The organism is Arcobacter vandammei (assembly GCF_016106035.1).
In the GTDB taxonomy this organism is placed as follows: domain Bacteria; phylum Campylobacterota; class Campylobacteria; order Campylobacterales; family Arcobacteraceae; genus Aliarcobacter; species Aliarcobacter vandammei.
The window spans coordinates 58,107-73,235 of record NZ_JADKPZ010000008.1 but is presented as its reverse complement, the minus strand read 5'-3'; the positions used below and the strand labels follow the sequence as shown (position 1 = coordinate 73,235).

The 15,129-nt window shown below is 26.4% G+C and carries 12 protein-coding genes; 11 read left to right on the top strand and 1 reads right to left on the bottom strand.

Annotated elements, in window-relative coordinates; translation table 11 throughout:
• Position 1: 1 nt before the first annotated feature.
• The 4 genes from IQC44_RS05865 to IQC44_RS05850 all read left to right on the top strand — a co-directional run bounded on the left by IQC44_RS05865 (position 2) and on the right by IQC44_RS05850 (position 4,652).
• Positions 2-1,153 carry a bifunctional folylpolyglutamate synthase/dihydrofolate synthase gene (locus IQC44_RS05865; protein WP_198305417.1) on the top strand — a complete coding sequence of 384 codons (1,152 nt, stop codon included), beginning with the start codon at positions 2-4 and terminating at the stop codon, positions 1,151-1,153.
• Entirely contained in the window at positions 1,150-3,267 is a 2,118-nt protein-coding gene (locus tag IQC44_RS05860; RefSeq protein ID WP_198305416.1) for a DEAD/DEAH box helicase, read from the top strand. The genes IQC44_RS05865 and IQC44_RS05860 overlap by 4 nt, the downstream gene beginning before the upstream one ends.
• Positions 3,268-3,369: 102 nt before the next feature.
• Entirely contained in the window at positions 3,370-3,885 is a 516-nt protein-coding gene (locus IQC44_RS05855) for a rhodanese-like domain-containing protein (RefSeq protein WP_198305415.1), read from the top strand.
• 62 nt (positions 3,886-3,947) lie between these two features.
• Positions 3,948-4,652 carry a DUF445 domain-containing protein gene (locus IQC44_RS05850; RefSeq protein ID WP_198305414.1) on the top strand — a complete coding sequence of 235 codons (705 nt, stop codon included), beginning with the start codon at positions 3,948-3,950 and terminating at the stop codon, positions 4,650-4,652.
• Between the two features lie 18 nt (positions 4,653-4,670).
• Here the strand turns inward: IQC44_RS05850 and IQC44_RS05845 are convergent, their stop codons facing one another.
• A complete protein-coding gene (locus tag IQC44_RS05845; protein WP_198305413.1) occupies positions 4,671-4,910 on the bottom strand; it encodes a hypothetical protein in 240 nt (79 codons plus the stop codon).
• Between the two features lie 115 nt (positions 4,911-5,025).
• Between IQC44_RS05845 and IQC44_RS05840 the strand changes: the two genes are divergently transcribed.
• The 7 genes from IQC44_RS05840 (at position 5,026) to IQC44_RS05810 (ending at position 15,057) form a co-directional block, all read left to right on the top strand.
• Complete coding sequence (locus IQC44_RS05840; RefSeq protein ID WP_198305412.1) at positions 5,026-5,331, top strand: hypothetical protein; 306 nt, start codon at positions 5,026-5,028, stop codon at positions 5,329-5,331.
• A 12-nt stretch (positions 5,332-5,343) separates the two neighbouring features.
• The gene (gene mfd / locus IQC44_RS05835; protein ID WP_198305411.1) at positions 5,344-8,331 is read left to right on the top strand and encodes a transcription-repair coupling factor; all 2,988 of its coding nucleotides are present in this window, start codon (positions 5,344-5,346) and stop codon (positions 8,329-8,331) included.
• A gap of 16 nt (positions 8,332-8,347) precedes the next feature.
• Positions 8,348-8,878 (top strand): GNAT family N-acetyltransferase, encoded by a 531-nt coding sequence (locus tag IQC44_RS05830; RefSeq protein ID WP_198305410.1) that lies wholly within the window; start codon positions 8,348-8,350, stop codon positions 8,876-8,878.
• 1 nt (position 8,879) lies between these two features.
• On the top strand, positions 8,880-10,571 hold the full coding sequence (locus tag IQC44_RS05825; protein WP_198305409.1) for an autotransporter assembly complex protein TamA: 1,692 nt from the start codon (positions 8,880-8,882) through the stop codon (positions 10,569-10,571).
• Between the two features lie 86 nt (positions 10,572-10,657).
• Entirely contained in the window at positions 10,658-13,333 is a 2,676-nt protein-coding gene (locus tag IQC44_RS05820; RefSeq protein ID WP_198305408.1) for a translocation/assembly module TamB domain-containing protein, read from the top strand.
• Positions 13,334-13,432: 99 nt separating this feature from the next.
• A complete protein-coding gene (locus IQC44_RS05815) occupies positions 13,433-14,686 on the top strand; it encodes a type II toxin-antitoxin system HipA family toxin (RefSeq protein WP_198305407.1) in 1,254 nt (417 codons plus the stop codon).
• Entirely contained in the window at positions 14,686-15,057 is a 372-nt protein-coding gene (locus IQC44_RS05810) for a hypothetical protein (protein ID WP_198305406.1), read from the top strand. The genes IQC44_RS05815 and IQC44_RS05810 overlap by 1 nt, the downstream gene beginning before the upstream one ends.
• The last annotated feature ends 72 nt before the right edge of the window (positions 15,058-15,129 follow it).

The following is a 15,129-nucleotide window of genomic DNA, read 5'->3' as shown; positions in this document are numbered from 1 at the left end:
TATGAGTTTAAAAGAGTTAAATTTAAAAGAGTTTTTGGAACATAAAACTCTTTACTATGATAAAATTGATTATAGTTATATAAAAAAATCTGCTGATATTTTACTTTCGCACATAAAACTTCCTTTTACTATTCATATTGTTGGAACAAATGGAAAAGGAAGTACGGGAAGATTTTTAGCTTTTTATTTGTATAAAAATGGCTATAAAACCCTACATTATAGCTCTCCACATATAAAAGAGTTCAATGAAAGAATTTGGTTAAATGGAGCTGATATTTCAAATGAAAGCTTAGAAATAGCTCACAAATTTCTACAAAATATTTATGATATAGAACTTTTAGAGAAACTTACATATTTTGAATATACAACTCTTTTGGCTTTTTTTATAAGTAAAGATTGCGATTATTTAGTGCTTGAAGCTGGGCTTGGTGGAGAGTTTGATGCTACAAATGTAGTAAAAAATGATTTAAGTTTAGTTACAACTATAGGACTTGATCATATCTCTTTTTTGGGTGATACTCTTGAGAAAATCGCAAGAACAAAGATGCGTTCAGTTGATACAAATATGATTATAGGTTTTCAAGAGTTTGATGAGGTTTATGAAACTGCTTTAAAAGTAAAAGATGAGCTAAAAAAAGAGTTTAATAGAAATATAGAGATTCTAAAAGTTGAAGATTTTAAAATAGATTATGAATTTACTTTTGCTAACTATTTAAAAAGAAATTTAAGCCTTGTTTTAAAGGCTTTAGATGAGTTAAATATAGATATAAATCTTGAGATTTTTAATCAAACTCCACTTTTTGGAAGATGCCAAAAAATAGGAAATAATTTAACTATTGATGTAGGACACAATCCACTTGCAGCAAAGGTTTTGTTAAAAGAGTTTGAAAATAAAAAGATAAATTTAATCTATAACTCTTATGCAGATAAGGATTATAAAGAGGTTCTTACAATTTTAAAACCTATTATAAAATCAATATTTATAATAGATTTAGAAGATAAGAGAATTGTAGAAAAAGAGAAATTAATAGAAGTAATAACAAATCTAAACTTAGAAATTAAGAGTAGTTTTGAAATAAAAGAAGATGAAGAGTATTTAGCTTTTGGATCTTTTTTGGTAGTTGAAAAAGTTTTGGAATTGCAAGGCTCATGAAAACTCTTGAAGAAGAATTAAAAGAGCTATATTTACAAAAACAAGAGATAGAATCCAAAATTCTACTGCTAGAAAACTCTATAAAAAATGAAGCAAGAATAGAGCAAAAAGAGTTCACAAAACAAGAAAAAATTGAGATTTTTAGAGAACTTTTTGTAAGTCGTTTTGATATATATGCAAAAAAATGGAAAAATAAAGATGGTACAAAAGAGGGTTTTAGCCCTGTAACTGCTACTTTTATGGGAGAAGATTTTTTACCACTTACAAATAAAGAGTTAGAAGAACATTTAAGAGGAAATATTTTTTTAGCTTCATATTTAATAAACAAAAATCAAGAGTGTAAATATGTAGTTTTGGAGCTAAATAGTGAAGATGTTTTCAAACTTCAAAGAGCTTTGCATGAGTTAAATATTCCTGTTTCTTTCTCTCTTAGCTCTTATAATTCCGTTTTTGCTTGGATATTTTTTGAAGATAGTATTAGCTCAAAAATCTCATATAGTTTTTTATACTTTTTACAAAAAAAAGCAAATATTAGTGCAAAGTTTTATCCAAATAGTGAGTTTGCAACAAGAGAAAAACTAGGAAATTATATAGAACTTCCTTTACAGCTTCTTTTTAGAAATAAAAATCGTACAGTTTTTTTGGATATTAATACAAAAAAAATCTACAATGACCAGTGGAACTATTTGGCAAATGTAAAAAAAGCCTCAAAAGAGCAAGTATATAGTTTTGCACAAGTTATTAGCTCTAAAAATGTACAAAGAGATTTGAAAAATATAGATTTTCCTATAAATAACTTTTTTGTAGAGCTTGAAAGTGGAATAAAAATAGATATTAGCAATTTCTCAAAAAGTTTTATATCTAAGTTAAAATCCTTTGCAAGTTTTGAAAATCCACAAGTAAAACTTCTACTATCTTTGAGAAAACCACTATATAATACTCCAAAATACCTAAAAGGATATGAAGAGAATGCAGGTTTTTTAACTCTTCCAAGAGGTGTAAAAGATGAGCTTTTTTCCTATTTTAAAGAGAATTTACTAAATTTTTCTATAAAAGATAAAAGGGTTTGTGAAAAAATAGAGACAAAAGAGGTTTTATACACTTTAAGACCTGAGCAAGAAGATTCTATAAATGAGATTTTAAAATATGATAGTTCTATTTGTGTAGCACCACCAGGGTTTGGAAAAACTCTAATTGGAGCAAAGATTTTTGAAAAAAGAGCTGTAAAAACTTTGATAATAGTAAATAAAAATATGTTGCTAGACCAGTGGATTAGTCGTTTTGTGGACTATTTTGGATATAAAAAAACAGATATTGGATTTTTAGGAAAAAGCAAAAATACTTTAAATAAAAATATAGATGTAGCTACAATGCAAAGTCTTAACAACTCTTTTGAGCTTATAAAAGAGTACTCACAAGTAATCGTTGATGAGTGCCATCATATTCCAGCTCTTACTTTTGAGCAGATAATTAAAAACTTCAAAGGACGATATATCTTAGGGCTTAGTGCAACTCCAAAAAGAAAAGATGAGCTAGACCCGATTTTATATCAACAATTAGGAAATATCTCTTATGAATACAAAAAGCCAAAAACTCATACAAATAGGCTTTTGGTTGTAAGGACAGAGTTTACAAGTAGTGCAGATAACTACTCGGCAATTATAAATGAACTTGTAATAAATGAAGAGAGAAATAAGCAAATAGTTGAAACTATAAAGCAAAATATAAATAGGAAAATTCTTCTTTTAAGTGATAGAATAGAGCATTTAAATATTTTAGAAAATATGCTAAGAAATGAGAATATACCTTTTGTAGCAATTCATGGAAGCCAAAATAAAAAAGAGCAAGTAGAAAATATGCAAAAGGTAAAATCTAGCTCTTTAATACTTGCAACTAGCTCATTTTTTGGTGAAGGGATAGATTTTCCACACCTAAATACAATTATTTTTGCAACTCCTATATCTTTTTATGGAAGATTAATACAATACTTAGGAAGAGTTGGAAGAGGAAATCAAGAGTGTTTGGCAATAGATTTTTTAGATAGTAAAAACCCTATGCTAAACTCAACTTATAAAAAAAGGCTAGAAGGCTACAGAAATATGCACTATAAATAATAATTAATTATAATAAAAATAAAACTCTTATATATAAATATTTATTATATTTTAATACTCTTTTTTATACACTAAAAATATTTTTTTATTTAGGAGATTATTATGAAATTAGGAAAAATTTTACTTGCAAGTTCTTTACTTTTTAGCTCAGTTTTTGCAGCTGAATTTATAGGATATGATGCTTTAAGTAAAAATTTAAAAGCACAAGAAAAAAAAGATGGAAATCTTGCAACTACTCAAGAAGTTAAAGATGCTTTAGCTTCAAAAGATTGGGCTGTTGTTGATGTAAGAACAATGGAAGAGTGGGCTGCTGGTTCTATTGCTGGAAGTATGAGAGTTGGAAGAGAAGCACCTGAAAAAGCTCTTGAAAATATAGTTTTAGATGATGATGATAAATTTGTAAAAACAAAATTGATTGTTGTTTGTAATACGGCAAGTAGAGCGGTTATAAATGCTCAAACTTTTAGACAAATGGGTTTTTCTGATGTTAAAGTTTACGGAATAAATCAATGGATTGATGAGTGTAATCCTGTTGTTACAAAATATAGTGCTGCTGAAAATAAAGAGGGTAAAAAAACTAAATTTGGTGGATACTATGCAGAACACTGCAAAAAATAGATAATTTTTTAATCTTATAAATTTTATGATAAAATCTCCTTAAATAAGGCTAAGGAGGTTTTATGAATAAGTCTGACATTACAAATATAATCACAATTTTAATTATGGCATATGGTTATTCAAATGATAATAATATCATTTTTATGGTTGGTCTTTTTGCTTTTAGTGGAGCAATTACAAATACTTTAGCAATTCATATGCTTTTTGAAAAAGTTCCTTTTTTATATGGAAGCGGTGTAATTGAGAGTAAATTTAAAGAGTTTAAACTCTCTATAAAAAACCTTTTGATGGAGCAATTTTTCACAAAAGAGAGATTAAATAATTTTTTTCAAGATGAATTAAATAGTGCAAAAACAAATATTAATTTTGAAAAAATATTACAAAATACAGATTTTTCACCAGCTTTTGAGAGTTTAAAAGCTTCTGTTATTGAATCTCCTTTTGGAGCAATGTTAGGAATGTTTGGTGGAGCTTCAGCTTTAGAACCTTTAAAAGAACCATTTGTATCAAAATTACAAAATTCAATAATTGAAATATCAAAAACAGAAACTTTTCAAGCAACATTAAATGAAGCCCTAAAAAATGAAGAGTTTACAAATGATATTTATAATAAATTATCTTTGATTGTTGAATCAAGACTAGAAGAATTAACACCTAAAATGGTTAAAGATATTGTACAAAATATGATAAAAGAACATATGTTTTGGTTAGTTGTTTGGGGAGCTGTTTTTGGTGGATTAATAGGACTTATTGGGGCTTTAGTTTAATAAAAAAAGATAAAGTTTTTATGTGTAATATGTAAAAACTTTATCTTGAGTATTATTTTCTTCATCTTTTGTAGAATTTTTTAGTTCTTCAAGCTCTTTTTCTAAGTTATTTTTTTCATCTTCAAGTTTTCTTATTACAGCTTTTAAAGTTGCAATTTCATTGTGTAAAATATCATTTCTTTTTTTTAAAATAAAGGCTTCAGTTTTTGATTTTTCAGCATCTTCCATGGCAAGACGACTTAATAATTCATAGTTCATTCTAAAAATCCTTATTAAATAATAAAGATTATACAATAAATAGCCAATTTTTGCTAGTAATTGGGCATAAAACTTTTATATGTTAAAATCTAATAATTTTTTTTAAGGTTTTATAATGGATACAATTGATGTTTTAGTTTTGTTGGATGTTGTTGGTTTAGAAGATGTAGAAAAGTTTGAAAAACTTGTAAAAAGAAAGAGTTTTAAAGCGGTTGAAGGAGAAGATTTTGTATATACATCTAGCTCTACAACTACACTTATTACAACAAAGACTTTTATTTTACAAATTTTTAAAGAAGCTTTGGAAAAAGCAGGATTTGAAAGTGCCTCTTTGGTTTTCTTACTAAATGAAACACCCTATCCAGCGTATACTTATGATAAAACTACAAATGATTTTGAGCTAATAGAAAATAAAAAATAGAAAAGAAGAATAGTGAAAAATATATATGAATTTTTAAAAGATTTAAAAGAGCAAAAAAAACTAAAAGATTGCCAACTTTTAATAGTAAATGATGATGCCCAAGCCCAAACAGCTTCAAATATAGTCTCTTTTTTAGGTTTTAAGCCTTTTATTCTAAGTGATTTTAGAGCAAATTTCAAAGATGATTTGCTCTCTTTTAGTGATGAATTGCAAGATATTACAAAAGCTTTACAAGATTTTTACACTTATAAAAAAGAGGATAAAATCCTTATTTCACCTTTACGAACTATCTCATTTCCTATGCCGAAAAAAGAGTGTTTTGATGAGTTTAAAATCTCTTTTGCAGATAAATTAAATCTACAAGATTTTAAACAAAAACTCTACTCTTGGGGTTACTATTTTGTAGATATTGTAACAAGTGCAGGAGAAGTGTCTCTAAGAGGTGATATTTTTGATATTGCACCACTTGGAAGTGATTTTGGTTATCGTGTTAGTTTATTTGATGATGAAGTTGAAAGTATTAGAATTTTTGATATTGAAGATCAAAAATCGCAAAAAGAAGAGCTAGAAAGTTTTACAATAACTCCAGCTTTTTTAGCTTTAAGTGAAGATAGCTTTGAAGATATAAGTTCTAAAATAGAGTTAAGTTCTAGTGATGCTTTTGTAAAAGATATTCACTCTTTGGGATTTTGGTATTTAGATAATTTAGCACACTACTTGCCACAAAATATGAACTCTTTTATTACTCAAGAAGCCTTAAATGAGCTGGATGAAGCCTATATTTTTGAAGAAAAAAGACTAAACAAGGATAAATTTCTAACTCTTCCTCAAATTTATTCAAGTAAAAATTATAAAGAGATAAGTCCTTCAAATATAAAAGAGTTTATAAGTTTTCATAAAGATAAAAAAATTACTTTAATCTCTACTAGCGAAGCAAGATTAAAGGCTCTTGATATTCCACTTGATGACAAAGCTATAAAATACCACTTTAGCGATGAGATAATAAATTTAATGAGTGGTGATGAACTAATAATTTCTCTAAACAAAGAGGTAAAGAAAAAAAGAAAAAAAAGAGTTAAACTGGTTGTTGATGAGCTTGTACTTAATGATTTTGTAGTTCACGAAAAACATGGAATTGGAATTTATAAAGGAATAGAACCAGTTACTATTATGGGTGCAGTTAGAGATTTTGTGGTAATTCACTATCAAGGAGAAGATAGGCTTTTAATTCCTGTTGAAAATATTGATACTATTGATAGATATGTTGCAGATGGCGAAAGCTATGCTATTGTTGATAAATTGGGTCGAGGAAGTTTTACAAAACTCAAGGAAAAAGTAAAAGATAGACTTTTTGAAATCGCAAATGATATTATAAGACTTGCAGCTGCAAGAGAGCTTGTAAATGGAATTAAGATTTTTATAGATGAAAATCTAATGCAAAAATTCAAAAATAGCTCTGGTTTTTCTTACACGAAAGATCAAACAAGAAGTGTAAATGAGATTTTTGCTGATATAAGTAGTGGAAAAGTTATGGATAGGCTTTTGTCTGGAGATGTTGGTTTTGGGAAAACTGAAGTTGCTATGAATGCTCTACTTGCAACTATAAATGCAGGTTATCAAGCTGTTTTTGTATGTCCTACAACACTTTTGGCATCGCAACACTATCATAGTATAAGCAAAAGATTTAAAGAATTTGGAATAGATGTTTTCAAACTAGATGGAAAAACAAGTGCAAAAGAGAAAACTACTATAAAAAAAGGTTTGGAAAGTGGAGATATAAAACTTGTTATTGGAACTCACTCTCTTTTGGATATAAAAAGTGATAATTTAGCACTTGTAATAGTTGATGAAGAGCATAAGTTTGGAGTAAAACAAAAAGAGAAATTAAAAGGTCTTAGAGAAGATGTGCATATTTTCTCTATGAGTGCAACTCCAATTCCAAGAACTCTTAACCTAGCACTATCAAAACTAAAAGGAATGAGTAGCTTACTTACACCTCCTAGTGAGAGATTAGGAGTGCGAACTTTTGTAAAAGAGTATAGTGATGCACTTATAAAAGAGATAATCTTAAGAGAAAAAAGAAGGGGTGGGCAACTTTTCTATGTTCACAACAATATAGCTTCAATTGAAGCAAAGAAAAAAGATTTACTTGAAATAATGCCAAATATCAAAATAGAGATTATTCACTCTCAAATTAAAGCAAATGATACTGAAAAAATAATTGAAGCTTTTGAAAACAAAGAGTTTGATATTTTACTTGCAACTTCAATAGTTGAAAGTGGAATCCACCTTCCAAATGCAAACTCTATAATAATCGACGGAGCAGATAGATTTGGAATAGCAGACCTTCACCAGCTAAGAGGAAGAGTTGGAAGAAGCAACAAAGAGGGATATTGCTACTATGTGGTGGAAGACAAAAGCAAAATCACACCAGAAGCTATAAAAAGGCTTGTTGCACTTGAATCAAACTCATATTTAGGAAGTGGTACGGCTCTTGCTCATCAGGATTTGGAAATAAGAGGTGGTGGAAATATAATTGGAGCTGAACAAAGTGGACATATAAAACAAATTGGATATGGTTTGTATCTTAAAATGCTTGAAGATACTTTGGCAGTACTAAGTGGTGAGACAAAATCAAATGAGAAAAATATTGATATAAAACTAACAATTTCTGCTTATATTTCTGAAGATTATATAAGTGAAGATAGAATAAGACTAGAGCTTTATAGAAGATTAAGTCGTGCTTCAAGTAAAGAAGGCTTATATGAAATTGAAGAGGAGATGGAAGATAGATTTGGAAAGCTTGATACTCCCACAAAACAGTTTTTGGATTTGATTTTGATAAAAATTTTAGCTTTACAAAAAAATATAACTCAAATTAGCTCTTATGAGATGAATATCACTTTTGTAAAAGATGATGGAACAAAAGAGAGTATAAAATCAAGAAGTAAAGATGATGACGATATTATAAATGCTACTTTGGAGTATTTAAGAAAGTAAAAGATAAAGGAAAAAAATGCAAGATTTAGAGTTCCTTGAGTGTCAAAAAGATGATATAAAAGAGGTAGTAAATATAGTAAATGAAGCTTATAGAGGTGAAAAACCAAGCAAAGCTTGGACTGGAGAGGCTCATTTATTAGGTGGAAAAAGATTGGATGATGAAATGCTAGAAGAGATTTTAAAACAAAAAGATACAAAAACTTATGTAGCAAAATTGCAAAATAAAATAATAGCAACAATTCAAACAAAACTAGAAGAAAACAAAATTCATATAGGGCTTTTTGCAGTTGAGCCAAATGTCCAAGCAAGTGGAGTAGGAAAAAAACTTTTAGAGTTTGCAGAAAAAACATCTTCAAAACTTTGGAATAAAAATAACTTTATTATGGAAGTAATATCTAGCAGAATAGAGCTAATAGAGTACTACAATAGAAGAGGTTATGAAAGCACAAATACCTATATAGATTTCCCAAAATCAGAGCTTTGGATAGTTAAATCAAATGAAGATTTAAAACTTTTAGTGTTAAAAAAGGTAAAAAATAGTATATAAAATGCCATATATTTTTCTTCTTATACTATTTTTATCACTAAACCTTTTTGCAAAAGATATAAAAACTATTGATTTCCAAGGCGATATAGATTTGCTTTTAGGAGATTTCTCTAAAAAAAACTTAGAAAAGGTTTGTAGTATTTCATATCCAGTATTTTATAAATTTTGGAAAGAAGACCCAATTTACAATAAAAATGATATAAAGGTTTGTGAAAGCTTACTAGAAGATTATTTTGCTAGTTTTGGTTTTTATAAAGCTTTAATCTCTTCAAAAATAGAGAATGAAAAAGCTACTTTTGATATTAAAAAAAATGAAGCTATAAAAATAGACTCAATAGAAATTGTTGATGAGTATAAAAATATTATTGAAGTAAAAAAAGATGATATTTTTGTAGCTTCAAATTTTACAAATTCAAAGAAAAATATTTATAAATACTTGGGTGAAAAAGGCTATATAAAAGCAGAATTAGATGCAAAAGCTTATGTTGATTTGGATTTATATAAAGTAGATTTAGTATATAAAGTTACAAAAAACGAACTTCAATATTTTGGTGATATAAATATAAAAAATAGTGCAAAAGTGGATAGTTCTTTACTTGAAAAAAATATTGCTTTTTTAAAAGGAGATGTTTATAGCACGACAAAAGTGGATAAAACTTATGAAAATCTATACAATTTTGGAATATATAAATATATTTCAATAGAGCCAAATTTAGATACAAATAACAATATTGTACCTATAAATATAAATTTAGTGCAAGGTGATTATAGAGAGACAAGCTACGGTTTTGGTTATGATACAGATACAAAATTTAGAATTAAAGCACAATACAAAAATGAGAACTTTTTAGGAAATCTAAAGCAATTTACCATTGGAGCAAAGGCAAATAGTGAAGGTTATGAAATTTATAATAATCTTTACAATCCATATTTTATAAGAGATGATATATCTTTTAATAATGATATTTCTTATGAAGATAAAGATTATAAAAGTTACTCTCAAGATAAATTAGAGGAACAATTATCTTTTTCAAAAGAGTTTTTAGATTTTAAACATACAGCTGGTGTTTTGCTTCAATACTCAAAAATAAAATCTAATTTACAAGAGTATAAAAGTGGGAATTATCTTTTAAACTCTGTTTTTTATGAAGCTATTTTAGATGAAAGGGACGATATTTTAAACCCAAAAAACGGATATTATCTCTCTTTTTATATAGAAAGAGGAACAAAAGCACTAGCTAGTGAGATTGATTATATAAAAACTTTAAGTGAATTTAGATACCTAAAAACTTTTGATAAATTCTCAAGCTCTTTTAAAACAAAAATAGGAACTTTAAATAAAGATTTACCAATATTTAAGCACTTCTTTGCAGGTGGAGATTATAGCAATCGTGGATATTCTTATCAAAAAGTTGGAAAGAAAGACCCAGATGATAAGCCTTATGGTGGGCTTTCTATGATTGATAGTAGTATTGAGTTTGAGTATGCTTTAAAAAAAGATTTGGGTATTGTAACTTTCTTTGACTCAACAATGCTAAGTTTAGAAACAAATAAATTTAGTGATACATTTTACAACTCTTACGGTGCTGGAATTAGGTATTATACACCAATTGGACCACTTAGAGTTGATTTTGGAGTTCCAATAAAAGATGGTGGTTTTGTATTTCACATAGGAATAGGGCAGGTATTTTGAGAGGTCTAAGAACTTTAAAATATATATTTTTTACGATAAGTATTATCTTTATTTTTGCCTTTTTGTATATTATAAATTCAAAAGAATTGACTAAAAAAGCATTTGAATATGCTAGTTTAGAACTTCCAATAAAATATAGCAAGATAGAAGGAAGCTTATATACAGGAATAAAGCTTGAAAATTTAAACTATGATGATATGATTGAAATAGAGAGTTTTTATATAAAACCTAGTCTTATATCACTTTTAGTAAAAGAGATTTATATCTATGATTTAAAAATAGAAAAAATAACTTTAGAAGATAAATTATTTTCTTTTATAAATGAAGAAAAAGAGGAAGAAAACCAAGAAAAAGATAGCAATTTTAATATTCCATTTTCTCTATTTATAAAAAACCTTAATGCAACACTTTATGATTTTAACTATGAAGGACAAAATTTAGAGAAAATTGAATTAAAAGTAAAAAATATTAGTTCAAATCTCAAAGATACTATAAGTGCAGATATTTTTGCAAATATAAAATCAAATTTAGCAAATATGCAAGTAGATATAAATTTATCAAAAAATATCTATAAAATAGAGTCAAAAATAGATTTAAAAGAGTTTATTCAAACAAAATTGCTATTAAAAGCAAACGGGGATTTTGAAAAAATAGATTTTAATATAAATTCTGAAGCTTTAGATTTAAAAGATATTGATAATAATTTAGATATAAAAAATTTAAATCTTATAGGAAATTATGATATTAAAAACTCAAATCTTGAGATTTCCACTCTAAATTCAGATTTAAAGTACAAAGAAATATCTTCAAAAATTGAAGCAAAAGCACAAATGCCAAACAGTGATATAAATACCTTAACTTTTAATATAAATGTAGATACTTCTATAAAAAAGATTGTTTTTGAGGCTTTAAATAGAGATTTACAAATAAAGTCAAATTTTAGTGGAAATTTAAAAGAGATAAAATTTACAAACTCTTTAGGAAATAACTCTATAAATATTGATAAAAATATTTTTAAACTAGACTCTTCTTCTTTAAATGGAAAGATAAAAATAGATAATAAAAACTTAGATATTTTAGCAAATCTATATCTACAAGAGTTTGGAAATATAAAGATAAATAGTTCGTATAAAAAAGATATTTTTAAACTAGATTTAGAGTCAAAAATAGCAAATTTAAAGCTCGACAGTAAAGAGTTCAATAAAGTTATTTTTGATTTAGATATAAAAGATTTAAATCCAAATAACTTTTATGAACTTGATAAAAGTATAAAAATCTCTAAGATTAATGGAAAAATAAAAGGGGAGTTTGAAGAAAATCTTTTTTTGAATGCAGATTTAATTTTAAATGATAATTTCATTTTAACTTCAACTTTCAAAACAAAAAAGGCTAGTTTTGAAGCTAGTTTAAAAAATAGTTCAATTATTGCAAATATAGAGAAAAATGGTGAATTTACAAATATAAAAGCAAATATCAAAGAGCTTAAAAATCTCGAAATTGAGTTAAATAAAATTTTAGAACTTCCTTCTTTAAATCTTTCAGGTTTAGTTGAGTTAGATTTAAATATTTTACAAAATAATATAAATTTTGAACTATCTAGTCCAAAAATAGCCTTAGAAAATGAGAGTTTAGAAAAGCTTAGTATAAAAGGAGATTTCAGAAATAATAATATTAATTTTGATAAATTAAATTTTAATATAGATGAAATTTATGATATAAAATTACAAAAGAAATTTACTCTTTTAAAACCTGCTTTTTTTAATATTGAAAATTTTGATGGAGATTTTAAGTTTGAAAATATCTCTTTAAAAACTTCAAAACTTGATAAAAATATACTTTTAAATATAGAAACAAAAAAATTATTTTTGGAACATATTTCTTATGGAAATACAAATTTAGATTCAAATATAACAATAAAAATAGATGAAAATAGTAAGGTTTCAATACAAGGAGATATAAAAGCTAATAAATTAAATGCTTTTTACGATATTCCAGCTTTGAGTATTAGTAAAGATAAAGATATTATTATTGTTTCAAAAGATAAAAATATAGTAGAAAAAGATTATTTTCTTGAAAATGTATCTTTGGAACTTCTGATTTTTGCAGATGATATAAAATATAGTGTTAAAAATATAGATTTAAAGGCAAATACTATTTTAAATATCAAAAAAGAGTTTTCAAAAAACCTTAGAATTTATGGTTCTGTTCATGATGTAATAGGAAGTGTTGATGAGCTAGGAAAAACATATACTATTGATAAGTCAAGTATCTATTTTAGGGGATTAGAGCAAGTTGATCCAATTTTAGATATAAGAGCTAGTACAAAGGTTGATGATATAGAGATTAATATTGTTATTGGTGGTACTTTAAATAATCCAAAACTTAATCTAAATTCAAACCCGATGATGAGTCAAAAGGATATTTTATCTTATCTTATTTTTGGAACAAATTTTGCAAATGATTCAAAAAACTCTCAAACGAAACAGTCTCAAGCTTCACTATTTTTATTAAATGAACTCTCAAAAGATTATGCAAAAGAGTTGGGAGTTGATAGTATATATTTTCAATATGACCCAACGACTCAATATATAGAGACTCATATAGGTAAAAAAATAGGTGAGAAAAATAAAGTAATTTTAAAAAATAAATCTCAAGGTGGACAAATAGTCTTGATGAGAGAGCTTACCAAACTTTGGAATATTGAACTAGGTTTTGAGGAAAAAACACAAAGTTTAGATTTGATTTATAAAAGAAGATATTGATTTTAATATTTTTATATCTATATGTGATTAAACTTATATATTTGTAATTAACTACTATTTTATGATATTATTACAAATATATATGAATAAAGGCTTTATATGCAAATAGTTTCAATTAATATTTTTGGAAAACATATAGCAAATATGTATGAAGATAAAGATAGAGTATATTTAAAACAACTCGATGATATGTGTTATAAAGTAAGTCCTATAATGCTTTCAAATAGTAAAAAAGAGATTGATACTACAAATTTAGTACATTTAGAAAAAGTTGCTGGGTTTATTAGTGATTCTTTACCTGGTAATTTTGGAAATATTATACTTCAAAACTTTTTCTTAAAACAATTAAATAAATATCCAACTGTTAGTGATAAGCTACTTTTTATAGGAAATAAAGGGCTTGGAGCAGTAACATTTGAACCGTCTTTAGAAAATAAAAGCAATGAAATTGAACATACTTTAAAGTTAAAAGAGATGTTTGAGAAATCAAAAGATCTTATAAAAAATGGTAATTATAAATCTTTACAAGATGCTTTTTTGGTTTCTGCTCACTCTTTTGTAGGAGGTGCTAGAAGCAAAGCTGTATGTACTATAAATCTTGAAAGCAAAGAAGTTTTTTTGGGAGATAGAACAAAGCCTTTAAGAGATGGATTTATTCACTCAATTATAAAGTATGATGATACTCAAAACAATGATGAAAATAAATCAACTTACTCAAAGCTAGAGTATATCTACTATTTATTGGCTAGAAAATCTGGCTTAGATATGATGGATAGCTATTTACTAGAAACAAATAATAAATTTCACTTTGTTACAAAACGATTTGATATAGATGAAAATGCAAAGAGATACCATATTCACTCACTAGCAGGTCTTTTACATTTGGACTATAATATTCCTAGAACAATAGGATATGAAGATTTATTAAGAACTTCTGTAAAACTAGGAGCAACAAATAGTTTAAAACAACTATTTTTACAAATGCTTTTTAACTATATGTTTGTAAATCAAGATGACCATAGTAGAAACTTCTCTTTTATGTGTGATGAAGATTTTAAATATAAAGCAACTCCTGCTTATGATTTGACTTTTTCAAAAGGCGAAAAACAAACAGTTGAGCATCAACTTTCATTATATGGAAAAGCATTATCTCAAATAAATATAGATGATATTGTAAAACTTGCAACTGAATTTTCAATTGATTTGGAGTTTGTAGCTGCTTCTTTGCAAACTTTGAAAACTTTAAGAGAAAATGAACTTCCAGTTTTACTAAAAGAGTTTAATATACAAATAGATAAACAAAAAAGAGTATTACTAGAAACTTCAAAAAGAACTCTACAAGGAGCATTATAATGAGTAGCGAACTTTTAAGAAAACTGCAAAAAGCACAAAAAAATATTAAAAAAGATAGAAAAGAAAATCTAAATATAAATAGCTCTTTTGGAACTTTAACAGATGAAGAGATAGCTTTAGTTTTAAGTCTAAGAGCAAAAGAATTAAGAATATCACAAAATAAAAAGCAAGTAGAGTTTAGCAATGAAGCAAATTTAAGCTCTCCTACAACCTACTCAAATTTTGAGCAAAAAGGAAATATATCTATCCTGAATTTTATAAAAGTTATAAGAAATTTTGGAAGATTAGATGAATTAGAAAAACTACTACTTCCTACACCAAAAGAGATGATTGAAAAGTTTGAAAAAAGTGATAAAAAAAGAGTTAGATAGATATTAGAAGTTTTAGGCTTCGGAAAGTAAATCTTTTGAATTTAAATGAACTAAAAACTCTTGATGAATTAG

Bases quoted from the DNA above. Each gene is read 5' to 3' on its own strand.
- IQC44_RS05840 (WP_198305412.1), top strand. From the start codon at position 5,026: ATGGATACAATTGATGTTTTAGTTTTGTTGGATGTTGTTGGTTTAGAA.
- IQC44_RS05815 (WP_198305407.1), top strand. From the start codon at position 13,433: ATGCAAATAGTTTCAATTAATATTTTTGGAAAACATATAGCAAATATG.
- IQC44_RS05845 (WP_198305413.1), bottom strand. From the start codon at position 4,910: ATGAACTATGAATTATTAAGTCGTCTTGCCATGGAAGATGCTGAAAAA.
- IQC44_RS05865 (WP_198305417.1), top strand. From the start codon at position 2: ATGAGTTTAAAAGAGTTAAATTTAAAAGAGTTTTTGGAACATAAAACT.
- IQC44_RS05830 (WP_198305410.1), top strand. From the start codon at position 8,348: ATGCAAGATTTAGAGTTCCTTGAGTGTCAAAAAGATGATATAAAAGAG.
- IQC44_RS05850 (WP_198305414.1), top strand. From the start codon at position 3,948: ATGAATAAGTCTGACATTACAAATATAATCACAATTTTAATTATGGCA.
- IQC44_RS05860 (WP_198305416.1), top strand. From the start codon at position 1,150: ATGAAAACTCTTGAAGAAGAATTAAAAGAGCTATATTTACAAAAACAA.
- IQC44_RS05825 (WP_198305409.1), top strand. From the start codon at position 8,880: ATGCCATATATTTTTCTTCTTATACTATTTTTATCACTAAACCTTTTT.
- IQC44_RS05810 (WP_198305406.1), top strand. From the start codon at position 14,686: ATGAGTAGCGAACTTTTAAGAAAACTGCAAAAAGCACAAAAAAATATT.
- IQC44_RS05855 (WP_198305415.1), top strand. From the start codon at position 3,370: ATGAAATTAGGAAAAATTTTACTTGCAAGTTCTTTACTTTTTAGCTCA.